General features: G+C 39.1%; 16 protein-coding genes. 8 read left to right on the forward strand and 8 right to left on the reverse strand.

Going from position 1 to position 19,515, the window contains the following annotated elements; genetic code table 11:
- Positions 1-171: 171 nt before the first annotated feature.
- Positions 172-636 (reverse strand): tetratricopeptide repeat protein, encoded by a 465-nt coding sequence (locus H5122_RS01345; protein WP_002961427.1) that lies wholly within the window; start codon positions 634-636, stop codon positions 172-174.
- A 118-nt stretch (positions 637-754) separates the two neighbouring features.
- On the opposite strand from H5122_RS01345, the gene H5122_RS01350 reads away from it, so the two are divergent.
- Positions 755-2,047, forward strand: coding sequence for an NCS2 family permease (locus H5122_RS01350; RefSeq protein WP_002961426.1), 1,293 nt, complete (start codon positions 755-757; stop codon positions 2,045-2,047).
- Positions 2,048-2,120: 73 nt separating this feature from the next.
- On the opposite strand, the gene H5122_RS01355 is transcribed toward H5122_RS01350, so the two are convergent.
- Complete coding sequence (locus tag H5122_RS01355; protein ID WP_182673115.1) at positions 2,121-2,879, reverse strand: hypothetical protein; 759 nt, start codon at positions 2,877-2,879, stop codon at positions 2,121-2,123.
- A 324-nt stretch (positions 2,880-3,203) separates the two neighbouring features.
- On the opposite strand from H5122_RS01355, the gene cysB reads away from it, so the two are divergent.
- A complete protein-coding gene (cysB, locus tag H5122_RS01360) occupies positions 3,204-4,181 on the forward strand; it encodes an HTH-type transcriptional regulator CysB (protein WP_002961670.1) in 978 nt (325 codons plus the stop codon).
- Positions 4,182-4,257: 76 nt separating this feature from the next.
- Here the strand turns inward: cysB and H5122_RS01365 are convergent, their stop codons facing one another.
- From H5122_RS01365 to pabB, 3 genes are all read right to left on the reverse strand, one after another.
- Positions 4,258-5,634: an L-serine ammonia-lyase gene (locus H5122_RS01365; RefSeq protein ID WP_024603668.1), complete on the reverse strand. Its 1,377-nt coding sequence runs from the start codon at positions 5,632-5,634 to the stop codon at positions 4,258-4,260.
- 103 nt (positions 5,635-5,737) lie between these two features.
- Positions 5,738-6,313, reverse strand: a complete 576-nt coding sequence (locus tag H5122_RS01370) for a CoA pyrophosphatase (RefSeq protein ID WP_182673116.1) — start codon at positions 6,311-6,313, stop codon at positions 5,738-5,740.
- A 6-nt stretch (positions 6,314-6,319) separates the two neighbouring features.
- Positions 6,320-7,678: an aminodeoxychorismate synthase component I gene (pabB, locus tag H5122_RS01375; protein ID WP_182673117.1), complete on the reverse strand. Its 1,359-nt coding sequence runs from the start codon at positions 7,676-7,678 to the stop codon at positions 6,320-6,322.
- 155 nt (positions 7,679-7,833) lie between these two features.
- Here pabB and H5122_RS01380 point away from each other — a divergent pair, with 155 nt between their 5' ends.
- The 5 genes from H5122_RS01380 (at position 7,834) to H5122_RS01400 (ending at position 16,067) form a co-directional block, all read left to right on the forward strand.
- Entirely contained in the window at positions 7,834-9,360 is a 1,527-nt protein-coding gene (locus H5122_RS01380) for a fumarate hydratase (protein WP_165742758.1), read from the forward strand.
- A gap of 429 nt (positions 9,361-9,789) precedes the next feature.
- Positions 9,790-10,830 (forward strand): Glu/Leu/Phe/Val dehydrogenase, encoded by a 1,041-nt coding sequence (locus tag H5122_RS01385; RefSeq protein ID WP_182682133.1) that lies wholly within the window; start codon positions 9,790-9,792, stop codon positions 10,828-10,830.
- 136 nt (positions 10,831-10,966) lie between these two features.
- Positions 10,967-11,605 carry a chloramphenicol acetyltransferase gene (locus tag H5122_RS01390; protein WP_182682144.1) on the forward strand — a complete coding sequence of 213 codons (639 nt, stop codon included), beginning with the start codon at positions 10,967-10,969 and terminating at the stop codon, positions 11,603-11,605.
- Between the two features lie 352 nt (positions 11,606-11,957).
- Positions 11,958-12,782: a M90 family metallopeptidase gene (locus H5122_RS01395; RefSeq protein ID WP_002961680.1), complete on the forward strand. Its 825-nt coding sequence runs from the start codon at positions 11,958-11,960 to the stop codon at positions 12,780-12,782.
- Positions 12,783-12,887: 105 nt separating this feature from the next.
- Positions 12,888-16,067: an amidohydrolase family protein gene (locus tag H5122_RS01400; protein ID WP_182682134.1), complete on the forward strand. Its 3,180-nt coding sequence runs from the start codon at positions 12,888-12,890 to the stop codon at positions 16,065-16,067.
- Positions 16,068-16,205: 138 nt separating this feature from the next.
- Here the strand turns inward: H5122_RS01400 and H5122_RS01405 are convergent, their stop codons facing one another.
- A complete protein-coding gene (locus H5122_RS01405; protein ID WP_002961684.1) occupies positions 16,206-16,547 on the reverse strand; it encodes a hypothetical protein in 342 nt (113 codons plus the stop codon).
- 150 nt (positions 16,548-16,697) lie between these two features.
- On the opposite strand from H5122_RS01405, the gene H5122_RS01410 reads away from it, so the two are divergent.
- The gene (locus H5122_RS01410) at positions 16,698-17,450 is read left to right on the forward strand and encodes a Nif3-like dinuclear metal center hexameric protein (protein ID WP_182682135.1); all 753 of its coding nucleotides are present in this window, start codon (positions 16,698-16,700) and stop codon (positions 17,448-17,450) included.
- 14 nt (positions 17,451-17,464) lie between these two features.
- Here the strand turns inward: H5122_RS01410 and H5122_RS01415 are convergent, their stop codons facing one another.
- Both H5122_RS01415 and H5122_RS01420 read right to left on the reverse strand, forming a co-directional pair.
- Complete coding sequence (locus H5122_RS01415) at positions 17,465-18,229, reverse strand: YdcF family protein (protein ID WP_182682136.1); 765 nt, start codon at positions 18,227-18,229, stop codon at positions 17,465-17,467.
- A 54-nt stretch (positions 18,230-18,283) separates the two neighbouring features.
- A complete protein-coding gene (locus tag H5122_RS01420; protein ID WP_002961689.1) occupies positions 18,284-19,171 on the reverse strand; it encodes a LysR family transcriptional regulator in 888 nt (295 codons plus the stop codon).
- Positions 19,172-19,515 lie beyond the last annotated feature (344 nt).

The raw sequence follows: 19,515 nt of genomic DNA on the forward strand, positions 1-19,515 counted from the left end.
TCTATAATTCTTTATTAATCAACTTGTTATAGGCTTGTTTTTGAGAAGGTATTTCAAAAATAAATTTTTGAGTAATGTTTTAATTTGTGGGTTTTATACTGTGTAGGAGTATCTTTGTAACTATATACAGTATTTTTCAACACTGTATACAGTACTTATAACTTAGTTGGTTTATGTGTTTTCACTCGTGCGAGGGATCATATGAGAAAACTGGAGTTGGTGAATTTGTTCGTACAAACTTGCCGCATAACATTGAGCATCTTTAAATCGCTTAGTTTCGATATGTTTGCGTATATCTGTAACCGCTGCAGTGGCAGGTGCATACCCTTGGCTACTCGCTAAGCTCAACCACGCTACAGCATGAAATACACTTTGTGGCACGCCTTCACCTTTTACAAAAAACAAACCTAAATAAAACTGTGCTCTATGGTTTCCTGCCATTGCAGCAAGGCGCATCCATTTTGCAGCCAATGGAGCTTGATTATTTTTTAAATAATATAGGGCTTTATTAATAGTACTTTGCTCATCTTTTTTATTATCAATGGGCGCGGGGCTGCTTTCTGGTTGAGTAACAAAACCTAAAATGTTGTCTAGCTGTTGCTCTAAGTCTTGCTCACAAGGTGTTGTTTTAAGCATATTGGTTCATTTATTATTTTAACTACTTTAACAGTTTAGTATATAGCAAGGTAAAATGTCCTGTAAAAGATAATTTTTATGTTAAAATCTCGCCACTTTTTACTATCACAAGTTTATTATGTTTGAAGCCTTATTTAAACTCAGCGAAAATAATTCAACAGTTAAACGCGAATGCGTTGCTGGCCTAACTACCTTTATTACTATGGTATACATTGTATTTGTAAACCCGGCTATGCTTGCTGAGGCAGGGATGGACCAAGGGGCTGCATTTGTAGCTACCTGTATAGCAGCTGCGATAGGCTGTTTTATAATGGGTTTATGGGCTAATTATCCATTAGCATTAGCGCCTGGCATGGGACTAAATGCCTTTTTTACGTATGGCGTCGTATTAGGAATGGGTTATACCTGGCAAGCCGCATTAGGGGCTGTTTTTATGTCGGGTTGTATATTTTTATTTTTAAGCTTATTTAAAGTCAGAGAATGGATTATTAATGCCATACCTCTGGTGCTCAAGCGAGCTATCGCAACAGGTATAGGTGCTTTTTTAGCCTTAATTGCCCTTAAAAATGCAGGCATTATTGTCTCAAGCCCAGCAACACTAGTGCAATTGGGCGACATTACTTCCCCAGGCCCATTATTAGCTATATTAAGCTTTTTTGTAATTGCAGCGCTTTTATACCGCGATTTTAAAAGCGGTGTACTTATTAGTATTTTATTAGTGACAGGCATTGCACTAAGTTTAGGGCTAGTTGAATATCACGGTGTTATGGCTATGCCACCATCAATAATGCCTACTTTTATGCAACTAGATTTTGCCGCCGCTTTTGATATATCAATGATGAGTGTTATTTTTGCATTCTTGTTTGTCGATCTTTTTGATACTTCGGGTACATTAGTTGCAGTCACTCAAAAAGCTGGTTTAGCTGATGAAAAAGGTAACATGCCTCGTTTAGGACGCGCACTAAGTGCTGACAGCTCAGCAACAATTGCAGGTGCGATGCTAGGCACGTCTACGACTACATCGTATATAGAATCGGTTGCTGGTGTATCTGTTGGCGGACGTACTGGCTTAACGGCTGTAGTTGTAGGTATTTGCTTTTTACTAATGATGTTTTTTGCACCGCTTGCACAAATGGTACCGGCTTATGCTACGGCAGGTGCTATTTTATATGTCGCTGTACTGATGCTACAAAATTTAAAGTTTGTAAATTGGGATGATATGACTGATGCAATTCCTGTTACTGTAGTATTACTAATGACACCATTAACGTTTTCGATTGCGCACGGTATTGCACTTGGTTTTATATCTTATACGGCGGTTAAAGTTTTGTGTGGTAAGCAAGATCAAATCAGTATTAGTGTTTGGATATTAACAGCCTTGTTTGTTTTCAAGTTTGCATTTTTGTCTTAATAACTAACAAATAGACAAAAAAGCCTGCATAAATTTAATTTGTGCAGGCTTTTTTAATACTTTTATAAAAGAATTACCATTTCTTTTTAGGAGCAAACAATATATCTAAGTCGTCTTGCTCTTCTTCTGTTTTCTTTTTAAGTGCGCTTGCATTAGAAGCTCTTAGTTCAACACTAATTGCTTCTAAGTAACCTTCAACTTCTTGGCGTTTTGTTGTTACATATTCATCGGTGTATGTAACTGCATTGAGCGTTGCCTGTGCTTTTTCAAAATACTGTCTTGCAGAGCCAACCATACTTGCTGAGCGGGCAGATAAGCCACGTTTTATTTGGCTTTCAATATTAATACGCAGTTGTAGTTTTTCAAGACGTTTATCTTCTAAAACAAAAACTTGGCTGTCAATACGACCTTTACTGTGTTCAGAGCGTAAAATTGAGCGTAATTTTTTAATGCCCTGAATTAAGCCTACAAGTTGCTTGTCATTACTCGGTAGCGTTAAAGCTTCACTGCTATTATCTTGAACGGGATTAGATAAGTGCGTTTTCGCTTCACTTAAGCGGCTTTTAAGTGCTTTAGATGTTTGCGAGTTATTAACCATTGTATTTAAAGCTTCGTAAATACGGCGTTGTAACGTACGAATTAGATTCTCAGACAGGGGTATGTTAGCACTATTCATTAGCGCTTCTTCTGTTTCTTCTATTATAGCTTTTTGTTTTGTAAGCTCTTTGCGGCGTTCTGCCTCTTGTTTTTCTTTGTGTTGTTGTACAGCACTTACCCAAAGTGCAATCACAATCAATGCAACTATAAGCACTATTATAATAGAAACGATCATGGTGTAATTCTCGGATATATAACCTAATTATTTAATCTTACATTAAATATACGTTAACAGGGTAGCTTTGCGCCGATTAACTTAAAAAATACACCCAAAAATTGATAGGTTGAGCTCTTTATAAACCTTAGTCACCCTAAGGGCTTATAAACTAAAGCTGAATAAACATCGCTACCTCAAGCATATTTATTATGCTAGCCTTGAGCTCTAATCAGATAATTGCACACCTAAAGACCTAAAGTGATATTTTACGTAAATAACACTTGGTTTTAAGCGGTATTGCCTTTATAAATAATATGAATAATAACGTTAAAATTTGCAGCCATGAAATTACAACAACTCAGATACATCGTAGAAGTACAAAATCATAAATTAAATGTTTCAGCGACTGCTGAGAGTTTATTTACCTCGCAGCCAGGAATTTCTAAACAAGTACGCATGTTAGAAGATGAGTTGGGTGTACAAATTTTTGGTCGCAGTGGTAAACATTTAACGCATGTAACCGGTGCTGGCGAAGATATAATTAATATTTCTCGTGAAATACTCTCCAAAGTAGAAGGTATTAAAGCCGTTGCTAATGAGCATACGTTACCTGATCAAGGTAAGTTAAATATTGCCACAACACATACCCAAGCCCGTTATGCTTTGCCTAACGTTATTCAAGGGTTTATGAAAAAATACCCTGCGGTATCGCTTCATATGCACCAAGGTACTCCACAGCAAATATCGGATGCTGCAGCACGCGGTGATGCCGACTTTGCTATTGCAACAGAAGCACTGCATTTGTATTCAGATTTAGTTATGTTGCCTTGTTATCATTGGAATCGCAGTATTGTTGTTGCTAAAGACCATCCGCTCGCTAAAAAGGCAAATAGTTTAACTGTTGCTGACATTGCCCAATATCCACTCATTACATATGTATTTGGTTTTACGGGCCGCTCAGAGTTAGATAAAGCATTTAGCGCACACGGACTTGAGCCACACATTGTATTTACTGCAACCGATGCTGATGTTATAAAAACATACGTACGACTGGGTTTAGGAGTTGGTGTTGTCGCTTCAATGGCGATAGATCAAGTGAGCGATACCGATTTAGTGTGTATTGATGCAAGCCACTTATTTGAAGCAAGCACGACCAAAATTGGTTTTAGAAAGGGCAGCTTTTTACGTACTTACATGTATGATTTTATTGAACGTTTTGCACCGCACTTAACTAAAGAGCGCGTAGAGCGAGCAAGCTTGTTACGTAACCAAGATGACGTAGATAAGTTATTTGCAGATATAGAGTTACCCGTTAAATAAGGTGATTGCATTGAACGAACAATAAAAAAGCTGCCTATTTTAAAATAGGCAGCTTTTTCTCTTTATAGCGAGCTGATTAACATTCGATAATATTAACTGCTAATCCACCGCGAGCGGTTTCTTTGTATTTGGTTTTCATGTCGTTGCCGGTTTCAAGCATGGTTTTAATCACTTTATCAAGTGATACCTTTTGCTCGCCACTGCCACGAATAGCTAAACGTGAGGCATTAATTGCTTTAATCGCGCCCATTGCATTACGTTCAATACACGGTACTTGTACTAAGCCACCAACAGGGTCGCACGTGAGGCCTAAATTATGTTCCATACCAATTTCTGCTGCGTTCTCTACTTGCACAACATTGCCACCAACAATTTCTGTTAATGCGCCTGCAGCCATAGAGCACGCAACGCCAACTTCACCTTGGCAACCTACTTCAGCACCCGATATAGAGGCATTCTTTTTATATAAAATACCAATAGCAGCAGCCGTTAATAAATAACGTGTGGCTATATCGCGGTCTACTTCTTTCACAAATGTGTGATAGTACATAAGCACAGCCGGTAAAATACCCGCAGCACCATTAGTTGGTGCGGTAACTACACGGCCACCTGCCGCATTTTCTTCGTTTACGGCAAGGGCAAATAAATCAACCCAGTCCATTGCACGAAGTGGGTCGTTACTGACCTCTATATTTAGTTTTAAGTATAAGCTAGGCGCTCGGCGCTTTACTTTTAAGCCGCCAGGTAAAATACCTTCGGTACGCATACCACGGTCAATACAGGCCATCATTACTTTCCAGATATGAAACAGCGTGTCTTTTATTTCATCTTCAGTGCGTAGTGTTTTTTCGTTCTTCATCATTAAGCTTGAAACACTAAGCCCTGACTCTTTACACATCTCTAGTAGCTCTTTTGCGCTACTGAAAGGGAAAGGAGCTGGGTTTTCTTCTCTAATATCAAGGGCTGCTTGTTTTTCGTTTTCAAACTCTTCATCAGTGACAATAAAGCCACCGCCAATAGAGTAATATACTTTGCTGTAAACTTTTTCGCCGTTGTTTGAGGCGATAATTTCCATTGCATTAGAGTGCTTAGGCAGCGTTTTGCGACGATGAAAAACAATAGCGCCTTGTTTTGGAAACTTAGCTTTGTGTGTTTTGTTTAAATAAATAACCTGATCTTTTTCGATTGTCGCTAAAATGTCGTCGACTAAATCGGCATCTATAGTTTCAGGGTCATAACCGGCTAAACCAAGAATTACGGCTTTACCCGAACCATGGCCAACACCTGTTTGACCCAAAGAGCCATAAAGCTCTACTTTAATATCGGTAACATTTGCTAATAATTGTTGTTCTTGTAGGTCATTAACAAATAAGCGTGATGCGCGCATTGGGCCAACGGTGTGTGATGACGAAGGGCCAATACCAATGCTAAACATATCAAATGCACTGATCATAATGTGTGTGTCTCTACTTTGTTTTATCAGCACGAAGCTGCTCTTTGAACGGTCGAGCATGATAACGTGGAATTGTGATTGTGTAACTACTAATAACGAAGATTTAAACTGGTAAGGCGAGTTGTTTTGTAAAGTTTTTTATAATGCTTGCAGTCGCACCCCAAAGTAAACCATGCGGCGTTTTAAAACCTAGCAAAATAACCGTTTTCCCAAATCGTTGAAAAGGTAAGGGTTGCCAGTTAGCTTCGTTATTTAACTCAGTGACCGAGAGTAAAAAGCTCGATTGTACTTCATTATAGTCATTTTCCCAGGTGGTGTCTTTTTTGAGTAAACCTACATAGGGGCTAATACTAAAACCCGTTAAGGTTGAATACTCAGGTAAGTGACCTAATACATTAACGTTGCTTTGGGCAATATTTAGCTCTTCTTTTAGCTCGCGAAGGGCTGTGGTGCGAAGGGTAATGTCGCTTACTTCAAACTTACCTCCGGGCAAACAAATCTCCCCAGGGTGATGGTGTAAATAAGTAGGGCGTTTACACAGTAAAATATGTGCATGGTTATCTATATCAATAATTGGCAGCATAACAGCGCTAGCACGTTTTTTACGTGTGTCTTTTAACTGATTTGGCGCAGCTGTAGGGCTTAACAGAAACCGCGCCATAATGTGTTCACTATTCAAAGCGACCTACTGTTTTAATAAAGGGAGGATTTTATTTACTTTATCGTAAGTTTCTTGATATTCCAATTCGACTTTAGAATCAGCTACTATTCCGCCACCTGCCCAGCAGTAAATTTGCGCTTTGTGGCACACCAAGGTGCGAATAGTGATACTGGTGTCCATGTTTCCACACGCACTTAAATAACCAATTGAACCACAATAAATGCTGCGGCGATGTGGTTCTAATTCTTCAATTATTTCCATTGCTCTAATTTTGGGCGCACCGGTGATTGAGCCACCCGGAAAAGCCGCTTTTAACTGATCGACTGCTGTTTTGCCTTCATCAAGTTCTGAGGTTACCGTGCTTACTAAATGATGCACTGCCGGAAAGCTTTCAATAGCAAAAAGGGAAGGGACGTGGACGCTGCCAGGTTTTGCCACTTTGCCTAAGTCGTTACGCAGTAAATCAACAATCATTACGTTTTCAGCGCGATCTTTAGCTGATGCTGCGAGTATTTGGGCTTGGCGTTGATCCTCCAGCGCATCCGCTTTTCGCGGCAGAGTGCCTTTAATAGGTTTGGTTTCTACAACGTTATTATTTACAGATATAAAGCGCTCAGGGGAAATTGATAAAATTGCCCCTTGAGGGTGATTTATAAAGCTCGAAAATGGCGCTTTATTTGCCTCACGCAGTTTAATATAAGCTGCCCAAGGGGAGCCTTCAAACTGAGCGTTAAAGCGCTGCGCTAAATTAATTTGGTAACAATCGCCACTTTTTAGATACTCCTCAATTTGGGCAAACTTTGCAGCGTATTCCGTTTCGCTCATATTTGATTGCCAGTCGCTGTTTAGGGCAAAGGACTGCGTATTAACTTGGGAGTTAGCGTGTGTATTTAAGTATTGCTCATAAAGCGATAATCTATTGGTGTTTGGCTGCGATACATAAAACCAGCTTTGTTGCTGTTTGTCGTAAATAAGGGCATCTAAGTAAAGGCCAATAGCCATTTGGGGAAGATTAATGTCTTCAATAGCATGAGTGGGGATGTTTTCAATTGTACGCCCTAAGTCGTAGCCAAAGTAGCCAAGCCAGCCGCCATTAAAGGGTAAATCGTAATCGGCTTTTGTTTTAGCAAGATGCGAAAGCTCATTATTCATAATTTCAAAGCAGTTATCACTACTTTCTATATTATTTAAAAAGCTTTTATTATTTTTTACTTCAAGGGTACTTTGCGGCTCAATGGCAATAATATCAAAACGGCTGTTTATATGATTACTATTTGCAGAATCTAATAGAATTGCGTAAGGCAAATGTGAAAAATGCGCAAAAACGTCAATGCAGTTTTGTGTTATGCCTAATTTAATACAATTTTTTTTATTGTTTAGCATTTACTGCCCCTTTAAGAACTGGCTCGAAACGGGCTGGGAGGGTATCATAAGTCAAATTTTTTGGCAGCACTAAGCTGCAAAAAACAGTGCAAACCACCGTCACCGGTTTGATTTAGATTACGCGACAACGCGTAACGGTAACTTAAGGAACCACTATGAGTACAATTTGTCAGCAAGACTTTATTGATAGCATTGAAGATGCATTGCAATATATTTCGTTCTATCACCCACTTGATTTTGTTCAAGCACTCGAAAAAGCGTACAACAAAGAACAAAGTAAAGCGGCTAAAGACGCCATTGCACAAATTTTAATTAACTCACGCATGTCGGCTGAAGGCAAGCGTCCACTTTGCCAAGACACCGGTATTATTACCTGTTTTGTTAAAGTAGGTATGGATGTTAAGTGGGATAAAACAGATTTAACCGTTCAACAAATGGTTGATGAAGGTACTCGTCGTGCATATTTAAATCCAGATAACCCTTTACGTGCATCTATTGTTGCAGACCCTGCTGGCACACGTAAAAACACTAAAGATAATACGCCTTCGGTTGTGCATATTGATTTAGTAGCGGGTGGAAAAGTAGAAGTAATGGTTGCGGCTAAAGGCGGCGGCTCTGAAAACAAAAGTAAAATGGTTATGTTAAACCCGTCAGATGATGTTGCTGCATGGGTAGAAAAAACACTACCAACAATGGGTGCTGGTTGGTGTCCGCCAGGCATGCTAGGTATAGGTATTGGTGGTACGGCTGAAAAAGCAGCAGTAATGGCTAAAGAGTCGTTAATGGATCCGGTTGATATCCATGAACTAATAGAGCGCGGCGCAGAGACAACTGAAGAAAAACTGCGTTTAGAAATTTTTGACCGTGCTAATAAATTAGGTATTGGCGCACAAGGCTTAGGCGGTTTAACAACGGTTGTTGATGTTAAAATTAAAACAGCACCAACGCATGCAGCTTCAAAACCTGTAGTAATGATCCCAAATTGTGCGGCAACTCGCCATGTACATTTTACGCTTGACGGTTCTGGCCCTGCTAATTTAAAAGCACCTAAACTAGAAGATTGGCCACAAGTAACATTTGAAGTGGGCGAAGGCACACGTCGTGTTGATTTAAATACACTGACTAAAAAAGATGTTCAAGAATGGAAAATGGGTGAAACCGTTTTACTTTCGGGCACTATTTTAACAGGTCGTGATGCAGCGCATAAACGTTTGCAAGATATGATCAACTCAGGTGAAGGTTTACCAGAGGGCGTAGACTTTGATAATAAATTTATTTATTACGTGGGCCCTGTGGATGCGGTACGCGATGAAGCAGTAGGTCCTGCTGGCCCTACAACAGCCACTCGCATGGATAAATTTACCGATATGATGCTAGAAAAAACAGGCATTGTAGGCATGATTGGTAAAGCTGAACGTGGCCCTGCAACGGTTGAATCTATTAAAGAGCATAAATCTGTTTATTTAATGGCCGTAGGCGGCGCAGCTTACTTAGTATCTAAAGCGATTAAAAAAGCGCGTGTTGTAGCTTTTGAAGATTTAGGTATGGAAGCTATTTACGAATTTGAAGTAGAAGATATGCCAGTGACTGTTGCAGTAGACAGTGAAGGCGCCAATGCGCATACACAAGGCCCTGCTATCTGGAAAGCTAAAATTGAAGAGCTTGATAGCAAGCTAAAATAACGTACGTTTTGTATTTTAAAAAGCGAGCCTAGTGCTCGCTTTTTTGTTTTTTTAAATAGAGTTATTAGTAAGTTTACAGCTCTGACCAGTTTGCGAAAAAGCTCACTTTTTACTGAGAACCTATAGGCAGCGGTACGTGGCGGGCAAGTAGCACTTGTATATTAAACTTTACACGCAATCGCTGTGTTACGTGTACGTAAACGTAAGTTAGTGAGGTTTTTATATTTATAGTATTTAAAACTTACAAATGATGGTTTTGTGAATTTTTTATCTATATAAAAGTTTTAATTCGGTTATTTAATTTAAGCTTGATGTTTTCATTGGTTTTATCATCTGTGAGTATAGCGAACACGTATATGAAGTGATAAAGTCTCGGCAATTTCCAGCGCGCATACCCTCTCACGGGTTAACTATTTCGGAGTATTTTAAGTGGCTGTGTTTAATCGAGTTGAATTTGATAACCATGAACAAGTGGTTTTTTGTTCTGATGAAGAGTCGGGTTTAAAAGCAATTATTGCTGTTCATAATACCAACCTAGGTCCTGCAGTTGGCGGATGTAGAATGTGGGATTATGCGAACGACGAAGATGCTGTTTATGACGTGCTACGTTTATCAAAGGGCATGACTTATAAAAATGCAGTGGCGCGCTTACCGTTTGGTGGCGGTAAATCTGTAATTATAGGTAATGCGAAAGAAATTAAATCTGAGCAATTATTCCGTGCATTTGGTCGTCAATTAGAGCGATTAAATGGCAGCTATTACTCAGCAGAAGATGTAAACATCACATGTGCTGATGTAGCTATTATGAATAAAGAGACTAATTACGTATTGGGCCTTGAAGGTAAAAGCGGTAACCCATCGCCATTTACAGCATACGGTACTTTTTTAGGAATTAAAGCAGCGCTACAGCATCAACGCGGTCATCAAAATTTTGCAGGTGTGAAAGTGGCTGTTCAAGGTTTAGGTGCTGTTGCTTATGGTTTATGTAAACATTTATATGATGCGGGCGCTGAGTTGTTTGTAACTGATATTAACCAAGCTGCCATTGATCGTGTAGTAAGTGACTTTGGCGCAACTGCGGTTGGCATTGATGACATTTACGACTTAGATGTTGATGTTTATGCACCTTGTGCATTAGGCGCAACTATTAACGATTTAACGATACCGCGTTTAAAAGCGACTATTATTGCAGGCTGTGCTAATAATCAGCTGGCAGAATCTCGCCACGGTGAAGTTATTCGTGAAAAAGGCATTTTATATGCACCAGATTACGTAATTAACGCCGGTGGTATTATTAATGTTTATTACGAAACAGCGCCAGAAGGTTACAGTGCAGCAGCGTCTAATAAACATGTTGAAGGTATTTTTAATACGTTAACTGAAATTTTTGCTCGCAGCGAAAAAGAGCAAAAATCAACGCATTTAATTGCTGACGAATTAGCGCAAGAGATCATTAAAAACGGTCTGTGATCTAAGTTCTAATTTATATAAGGGTGTGCAATTGCACACCTTTTGTTTATCTGTAAGTTAATGCAATTATTACTGAACAGCGGTACACTTTATTTTTAATTTTGTGCGGCAAATTATGACTCCCTCAACTTCTCTCATGCAGCCTATCGATTTAGATAATTGGCCTAGAAAGCAACACTTTGAATTATTTAAACACTTTTCTCAGCCTTATTTTAATGTGTGTGTGCGTTTAGATGCTCAAGCACTTTACGACTATTGCAAAACCAATCAATTTTCTTTTTTTCAAGCATATGTATATTGCACCTTAAAAGCGTGCCATGAGTACGATTCAATAATGCTACGTATAATAGATAGTAAGCCATGGCTACTTAACAGTGTTCGCGCAAGTGTGGTTGAGTTGTCTGAAAACGATACGTTTGTTTTTAGTTATTTTAACAGCGCAAGCGATTTTAAAGAGTTTGCAAATCATGCAAGTGACGTAAGCAAAAAAGCGAAATTACAGCCGTTATTTTCTGATGCATTTGCCCAAACAGAAGGGCAGGCCGACTTAATTCATATATCTGTTTTGCCGTGGCTGAATTTTAGTGCGTTTTCGCATGCATTTAGTGAAGGGGAGAGTTTAGGCATTCCTAAATTTGTATTTGGTCAGTTTGATAAACACACAGGTACAATGCCTTTAGCTATCGATGTACACCACTCATTAATGGATGGTTTGCACGTAGCGAAATTTATAAACACATTGCAGGGTACATTTGACTCCTTTTGCAAAGGTTAACTTAAACACGTCATCTAACGGCAGTGCAAGCAGTAATTAACCTGAACTCTGGATAATAAATCTATCTCAAGCAGCTATTTTTAGCGCTAACTGCGTTGAATTTACTTGCAATAGGCCCGCTATTGACGCGTAAATTCGCCTTGTTTTCACTAAAAATCTCTGGCTAGAGAAAATAAATTTAAATATCACCATGATCCAATACATTAGTAAATCTCTTAACCAAAGTTCAGGTTAAGTAATCTATAAGCAATGCGATGTGAATTACTTTTTATTCAAATACATAACCTTATATGCTTGAAAAGCACGTGTGCTGGACATATTTATATACCATAACTTAGCTCAGGAAATCCCCATGATAAATGGACTGTTAATTGTTGTTTTAATTCTTTTTGTGGTGATTTTCTGGCGTTGGCCATCAATTCAAAACCGATTATGGCGCAGTAAATATAAAGACTTTGCTTTAAATTCGCAGCAAAAAGATATTTTACTGCGTTGCATGCCCATCTATAAAAAAATGACCGACGCTGACAGAGAAAAGTTAGAGCGACACATAACGTGGTTTTTAAACGAAAAACGCTTTGTCGGTTGTGATGGCTTAAGGCTAACGTCTGCAATGAAGTTAATTGTAGCCGCCGATGCGTGTGTATTAGTGCTTAATAAACCGTGGCCGTTATATAGAAATGTAAAAGAAATTTTACTATACCCAAGTGCTTATTATGCTCCGCAATCAACTCGCGATAGTGCAGGACTTGTGAGTTACCATAATACGGTAAGACTAGGCGAGTCATGGCCTGGCGGCACACTAGTACTCAGTTGGCATGACGTGCTTGAAGGTAACCGCTTGCCAAGTGATGGACATAATTTAGTTTTTCATGAGTTTGCGCATCAACTCGATCAAGAAACAGGTAAAACAACGGGCACACCCATTTTAAAAAGCTCAGCAGATTACAAAGAGTGGGGCCGAGTATTTAGCCGTGCTTTCACCCAGTTGAAAAGTCATGTTGCTTATAGCATGCCACATGTTATTCACAGCTATGGTGCGACTAACGAAGCTGAGTTTTTTGCTGTACTCACCGAAACCTTCCTCGAAAAACCCGCAGAGCTTCGCCGATACGATCCTGAAATTTACAGTATGTTAGTTAATTACTATCAATTTGACCCTATTGTTTGGCATTAAACCTACATAAACCGCGCTTTATCATATAACGCTGGCAAGTTGCGTTTGTTTTTGTTGCAATCATGTGAAATAGTTTTTACTGCAACAAAAACAAGCGAGAAACGCATGAAAAAAATGCTTCATACAGTATTGGCGCTGTCGGTGTCATTAGCGATAGGGCAGGTAAATGCCGCCGAAAAAGACGAACAAAAATGGCAAGTAGATTCACCAAAAGGGCAATTTGTTGACGCTGCAATTAGCGTTGAGCAAGGCACATGGATGAATATAGATATTAGCCCTGATGGTAAAACTGTGGTGTTTGACTTACTTGGCGATATTTACACTATGCCAATGAGTGGTGGTACATCTACAAAGCTCACCTCTGATATTGCATGGCAAATGCAACCTCGTTTTAGTCCTAACGGTAAAAGTATTGCGTTTACCTCCGATCAAGGTGGTGGCGATAATATTTGGGTTATGGACTTAAATGGCGAAAGTCAACACGCTGTTACCGATGAAACCTTTAGGTTATTAAATAGTCCTGCATGGAGTCCTGATGGCGACTACTTAGTTGCGCGTAAACACTTTACAGCTAGCCGCTCATTGGGAGCAGGTGAAGTGTGGTTGTATCATAAAGCGGGTGGCAAGGGCGTACAGCTTACAAAACGCGAGAACGATCAAAAAGATTTAGGTGAGCCAATGTTTTCACCGGATGGTCGTTATGTATACTTTTCGCATGATGCAACACCCGGTAAAACCTTTCATTATTCAAAAGATTCTGTAGCGGGTATTTATAAAATTAAGCGCTACGACCGTGAAACGGGTGAAATTGAAACCATAATCGATACGATGGGCGGTGCTATTAGGCCTACACCGTCACCTGATGGAAAAAAACTGGCGTATATAAAGCGTGATGATTTTCAAACTAGTCTTTATTTATATGACTTAACCAGCGGTGAGCACACTAAGCTTTACGATAAGCTTGAGCGAGATATGCAAGAAACATGGGCTATTCATGGTGTATACCCAACCATTGCATGGACACCAGATAACGAAGAACTGGTGTTTTGGGCTGGTGGCACAATTCACAAGCTAGATGTTGCAGACAAATCTGTAAAAACCATTCCTTTTAAAGTGCAAACAAGTAAAAAAATTCAAAAAGCGGTGCGCTTTACACAAAACTTAGATACTGATGAGTTTGATGTAAAAATGCTGCGTAATGTGCAAGTAAGCCCAGATGGCGAAACGGCAATTTTTGAAGCGCTTGGGCATATTTATAAACGTGATTTAGAGTCGGGTAAAATTAAGCGTTTAACAGAGCAAACAGATCATTACGAATTATTTCCACAATACTCTCGCGATGGTAAAAAAATAGTTTACACCACATGGGATGATAACAAACAAGGGTCAGTAAGGGTTGTGTCTGCGCGCAGTGGTCGTGGCGATACAATAACTAAAGAGCCTGGTAAATATGTAGAGCCAACGTTTAGCCCAGATGGTAAAACGGTTGTTTATCGAAAAGCTACTGGCGGCAGTATTTTAAACCCTAAGTGGTCACTTAATCCGGGGGTTTATAGCGTAAGCGCAAAAGGCGGTAAAAGTGAGCTTATTTCAAAAAGTGGATATCAACCACAATTTGGAGATGCAAGCGATCGCGTTTTTATAATGAGTCCTTGGCCAAAACCAACGCTTAGCGTAGTTGAGCTTGAAAGTAAAAAAGTTCGCAAACTGTACGAGTCAGAACATGCGACAGAATTTAGAGTATCACCAGATGGGCAGTACCTCGCTTTTGCTGAGCGATTTAAAGTATTTGTAACGCCGTTTGTTCAAAGTGGTAAAACAATTAATATTGGGCCTAAAGACAGTCAATTCCCAATAGAGCAGTTATCGGTACGTGCTGGTGAAAACATTAGCTGGAGTGCTAAGAGCAACAAACTTTACTGGACATTAGGGCCTGAGCTTTATCATGCAAGCCTTGAAGGGATGTTTGCCATTAACAAAGCTGAGGATGCCGACTTTAAAGTGAAAAGTGGCGATAATATCGGTTTCAGTAAAAAAATGGCAGAGCCTAAAGGCATGATTGCGCTCACTGGTGCAAAAATTATAACTATGGATGGCGAAAAGGTTATTGAAAATGGTGTTATTATCACTGATGGCAAGCATATTAAAGCAATTGGTACAGCAAGCGATATAAGCATCCCTAAAGGTGCTGAGGTTATTGATGTAACAGGTAAAACTATTATGCCTGGTATTGTTGATGCTCATGCACATGGTTCGCAAGCAAGCGGTGAAATTATACCTGAGCAAAACTGGAAAAACTTTGCAGGTTTAGCGCTGGGTGTAACTACAATCCACGATCCATCAAACGATACCTCTGAAATATTTACCGCAAGCGAAATGCAAAAGGCAGGCATGATTGTTGGCCCGCGTATTTTCTCAACGGGTACTATTTTATATGGCGCAAATATGCCAGGTTATACGTCGCATATTGACTCGTTAGACGATGCTAAATTTCATTTAGAGCGCCTTAAAAAAGTAGGGGCGTTTAGTGTTAAATCGTATAACCAGCCACGCCGAGAGCAGCGCCAACAAGTTATTGAAGCAGGCCGTGAACTTGAAATGATGGTTGTCCCTGAAGGTGGCTCATTATTACAACATAACTTAAGTATGATTGTAGATGGACACACAGGTATTGAGCATTCAATCCCTGTAGAGAATATATATGACGATATAAAGCAGTTATGGTCGCAAAGTGATGTTGGTTACACACCAACACTTGTAGTGGCTTATGGTGGCATTTGGGGTGAAAATTACTGGTACGATAAAACTGATGTGTGGAATCATCCACGTTTAAGTAAATTTGTTCCAAAAAATCAATTATTACCACGCTCTATGCGCCGCATTAAAGCGCCCGATCATCACTATAATCACTTTAATAACGCACGCGTTGCTGCCGAGCTGCAAGACTTAGGTGTATTAGTTAACTTAGGTGCGCACGGTCAGCGTGAAGGCTTAGGTGCACACTGGGAGATGTGGATGTTCGCACAAGGCGGAATGACACCGCTTGAGGCAATACGTGCATCAACACTCGATCCGGCTAAGTATTTAGGACTTGATAAAAACGTAGGCTCGCTTGAAGTGGGCAAACTGGCTGATTTAATGGTTATAGATGGCGATCCGCTTAAAAATATTCGAGATTCGGATAAAGTAGATTACACCATGATCAATGGTCGACTATTCAATGCAGAGACAATGAATGAAGTGGGTAAAAAAGAACGCGAACCACTTTATTTTGAAGAACTGTAATTTACTTTAAACTTTTTAAAGCGGCTACATAGCCGCTTTTTTTAGCCTTACACAACTTATAAAGCTTTATGTTTTTGGCAAATAACGGATATAAAAAAACCGCTTAACGCGGTTTCTTTTAAAAATCATAAATGTTGATTAAACAACACCGCGCGGTAAGCGACAGTCATGATCTTTACGAGCTAAAATTACAATCCAAAGTTCTTCAGCTGTGTAACCTTCTTCATTTTCGGTAACAACAGTGAATGGCGCTTTTTTCTGTGCTTTAACAGGAGCAGCTGCTTTTGGTTTTTTCGTTTTAGTTGTTTTACCAGAGTTTAATTTTTTAGTAAGCTCTGCTACGTCAGCTAGGCGTAAATTTTTACCGCCATCAATGCTGTACCAACCAGGTTTGGTTGTGATTTCAGGTTTTTTACCATTGGCAGTTTCGTACGCTGCTTCAAAGGCAGATAACACTTCTGTTTTGTCTAGTTTGCTCATCAGAGACCCTATACGTTGTGAACACAGATAAAGAAGAGGTATTTATACCTATTTTAAAACAGTTTTTCAATTTTTTGCGATTTTCCTTCCATTTTAGGCCTATAAACGCCAAAATTTGCACAAAATTCAGTGCTAAGTAAGGTAAGTTGTATGCAACGTAGAGAATTTAACCAACTCCTAAATGACATTTTGAAACCTCATTTAATAAAAGATTTTTGCCCAAATGGCTTACAGGTCGAAGGTAAAAACGAAATTAAAAAAATTGTGACGGGTGTAACCGCAAGTCAAGCTTTAATAGAAGCTGCCATTGAGCAACAAGCAGATGCTATTTTGGTTCATCATGGTTTTTTTTGGAAAGGGGAATCTCAACCAATAACGGGTATGAAAAAGCGTCGCATAGGCGCACTACTAGCAAACGATATTAATTTATTCGGCTATCACTTACCACTCGATATTCATCCAGCAGTTGGCAATAACGCACAACTTGCAAAGTTATTAGATATTGAAATTGAAACAGGGCTAGAGCCAACTTCAAATAGCGTAGCAATGAAAGGGCGTTTAAAAACACCATTAAGTGGTGAAGATTTTGCAGATAAAATTGCAAAAGTGCTAAATCGAACCCCACTCACAAGTTTAGTACGTTCAACAAAAATTGAAACCATTGCACTGTGCACTGGTGGTGGGCAAGGGTATATTGATTTAGCTGCAGAGCAAGGCATTGATGCTTATTTAACGGGTGAGGCATCGGAGCAAACAATTCATAGTTCTCGTGAGCAAAACATTGATTTTTTTGCAGCAGGGCATCATGCAACAGAGCGCTATGGTGTAAAAGCTCTGGGTGAGTTACTTTCTCAAGAGCATGGTTTTGATGTGACATTTATAGACATAGATAACCCAGTTTAATTAGGCTATATCAGTTACAGCGCCTCTGGATCTATCCAGCGGCGCAAACTTATCCATATATTTCCTACTACTTCGTGACTGTATTGCGTAACCACAAGTAAGGCATGAGCATTGGGAATAAACTGCTTGCTCCATGGAAGTGCAGCAAAATTATGATAATCAGTGGCTGCGGTTATGACTTCAATACCTTGAGCATTAAATAAGTCTTTGGCACGGGGCATGTGCAGTACAGATGTTACTAGTGCAACTTTAAAGTCGACTAATTTTGATGCCAGTAATTTAGCTTCTTCACCTGTGTCCATTGCTTTTGGATTTTGGAAAATACGGCTCTTATTAACGCCTAAACTAATTGCCGTTTGATACATAAGCCCGCTATTAGTGGTATTTTTATAACCCCCGCCTGAAACTATAAGCTCTGCATTAGGGTAGTGCTTTGCCAGTTTTACACCTTCTACCAAGCGCGTTAGCGCACAATTACCTAATTGATTATTAGCACTGAGTGCAGGATTTGGGTTTATATCGCAACCTAGTACAACTATTTTGTCTATTTTTGGATGCTTTAGAGTATTAAATGCAAGCGACGCAGGTTCATTATTTTGGATAATTAAATTGGCGATAAAGGGTGTGCTCAATGCAAGTAATACAATTAAACTTAAAGTAGACAAAAAGAGAGCTGATTTGCGGCCTTTAAATGCCAGTAGGAGCATCAGACACGCAAATAAACCCAATAGAGGCAGTGGCATAAGTAAACCACCAATCATTTTTTTAATAACAAACATAAGAGTTAAACGCTGTAGAGTTAATTACAGCGATATTACTTATTATATTGATGATTATCGACCGTTATTTAGCTTACAGGTATTTAAAAAGTGACGATAAACAGGGTTATCTTTCATGTCTTTTTTCATCGCTAAATACATAGGGCGAGTAAGACCAAGAGCGCCCAAAGGAATTGATTTAATTAAGCCTTGGCTTTCATAAGGTGTAACTAGCCAATCAGGTAAAGCGGCAACGCCCATTCCAGCACTTACTAGTTGAAAAATAAGTAGTCCTTGGTCAACCGTTTTTAATGTACCGTCAAAACGAGCATTCTGAATGAAATGCTTAAATATATCTTGGCGTTCACGCGGAATAGGGTATGAAATAATAGTTTCGTTTTTTAAATCAAGCGCTGTTACATACGCTTTTTTAGCAAGTTCATGATCCGGCGCCACAATAAGCTTCAATTTAAAATCAAATAAGTGCGCGTATTCTAATGTGTCGGGTTCGCGTATGTCAGACGTTAAAACTAAATCGAGCTCATCGCTTAGTAAGTCAGGAATAGCGTCGTAACTAAAGCCACGTTCATAATCAATTTTTATATCAGGCCAAAAGTTATTAAATTCTTTAATAGTAGGTAATAACCAATGAAAACATGCATGGCATTCCACGCTCAAACGTAGTTGAGAAATAGGCTGGTTTAAGCTTTCTTTTAAACGACATTTAGTCGCTTCCATTTTTGGCAATATTTCGTGAGCTAATTCAAGTAATAGCATTCCTTGAGGGGTAAAGCGGACTGGTTGAGTTTTACGCTCAAATAATTGGCAATCCAATTTATTCTCTAAATCTTTGATTTGATGAGATAAAGCAGACTGTGTCAAAAATAACTCTCGTGCTGTATTAACCAAAGATCCTGTTTCTTTTAGGGTTGCTATGGTTTTTAAATGTTTAATACCAATCATCTTTAAAAATTCTCATGAAAAAAGTGAGTTCAGCTCAGATTAATTACATACTACGCCTATATAAAAAACGTTTCAACGTCTAGATGGCTAAAGTCATGCGTTTTATTGCAATTTATCGCTATGAATCGTGAAAATATTAGAGTTAGTAATGATAAAAGTCATTTGAAAACTGGTTTGATGAATTTTAGATGAGTTTGCTTCATGTTGTATTTTAAATATAACGATTGCTGTGTATTTTAGCTCAGCGTGAGTTTTAACCATGCTGATAACGGTATGAGGTGAGGTTTGTTGAATGCTTACTTTAGATTGTGCTTTAAAAAATAGAGTCGTTTTGCCTTATAGCT

The organism is Pseudoalteromonas sp. SG43-8 (assembly GCF_014164245.1).
Classification (GTDB): domain Bacteria; phylum Pseudomonadota; class Gammaproteobacteria; order Enterobacterales; family Alteromonadaceae; genus Pseudoalteromonas; species Pseudoalteromonas distincta.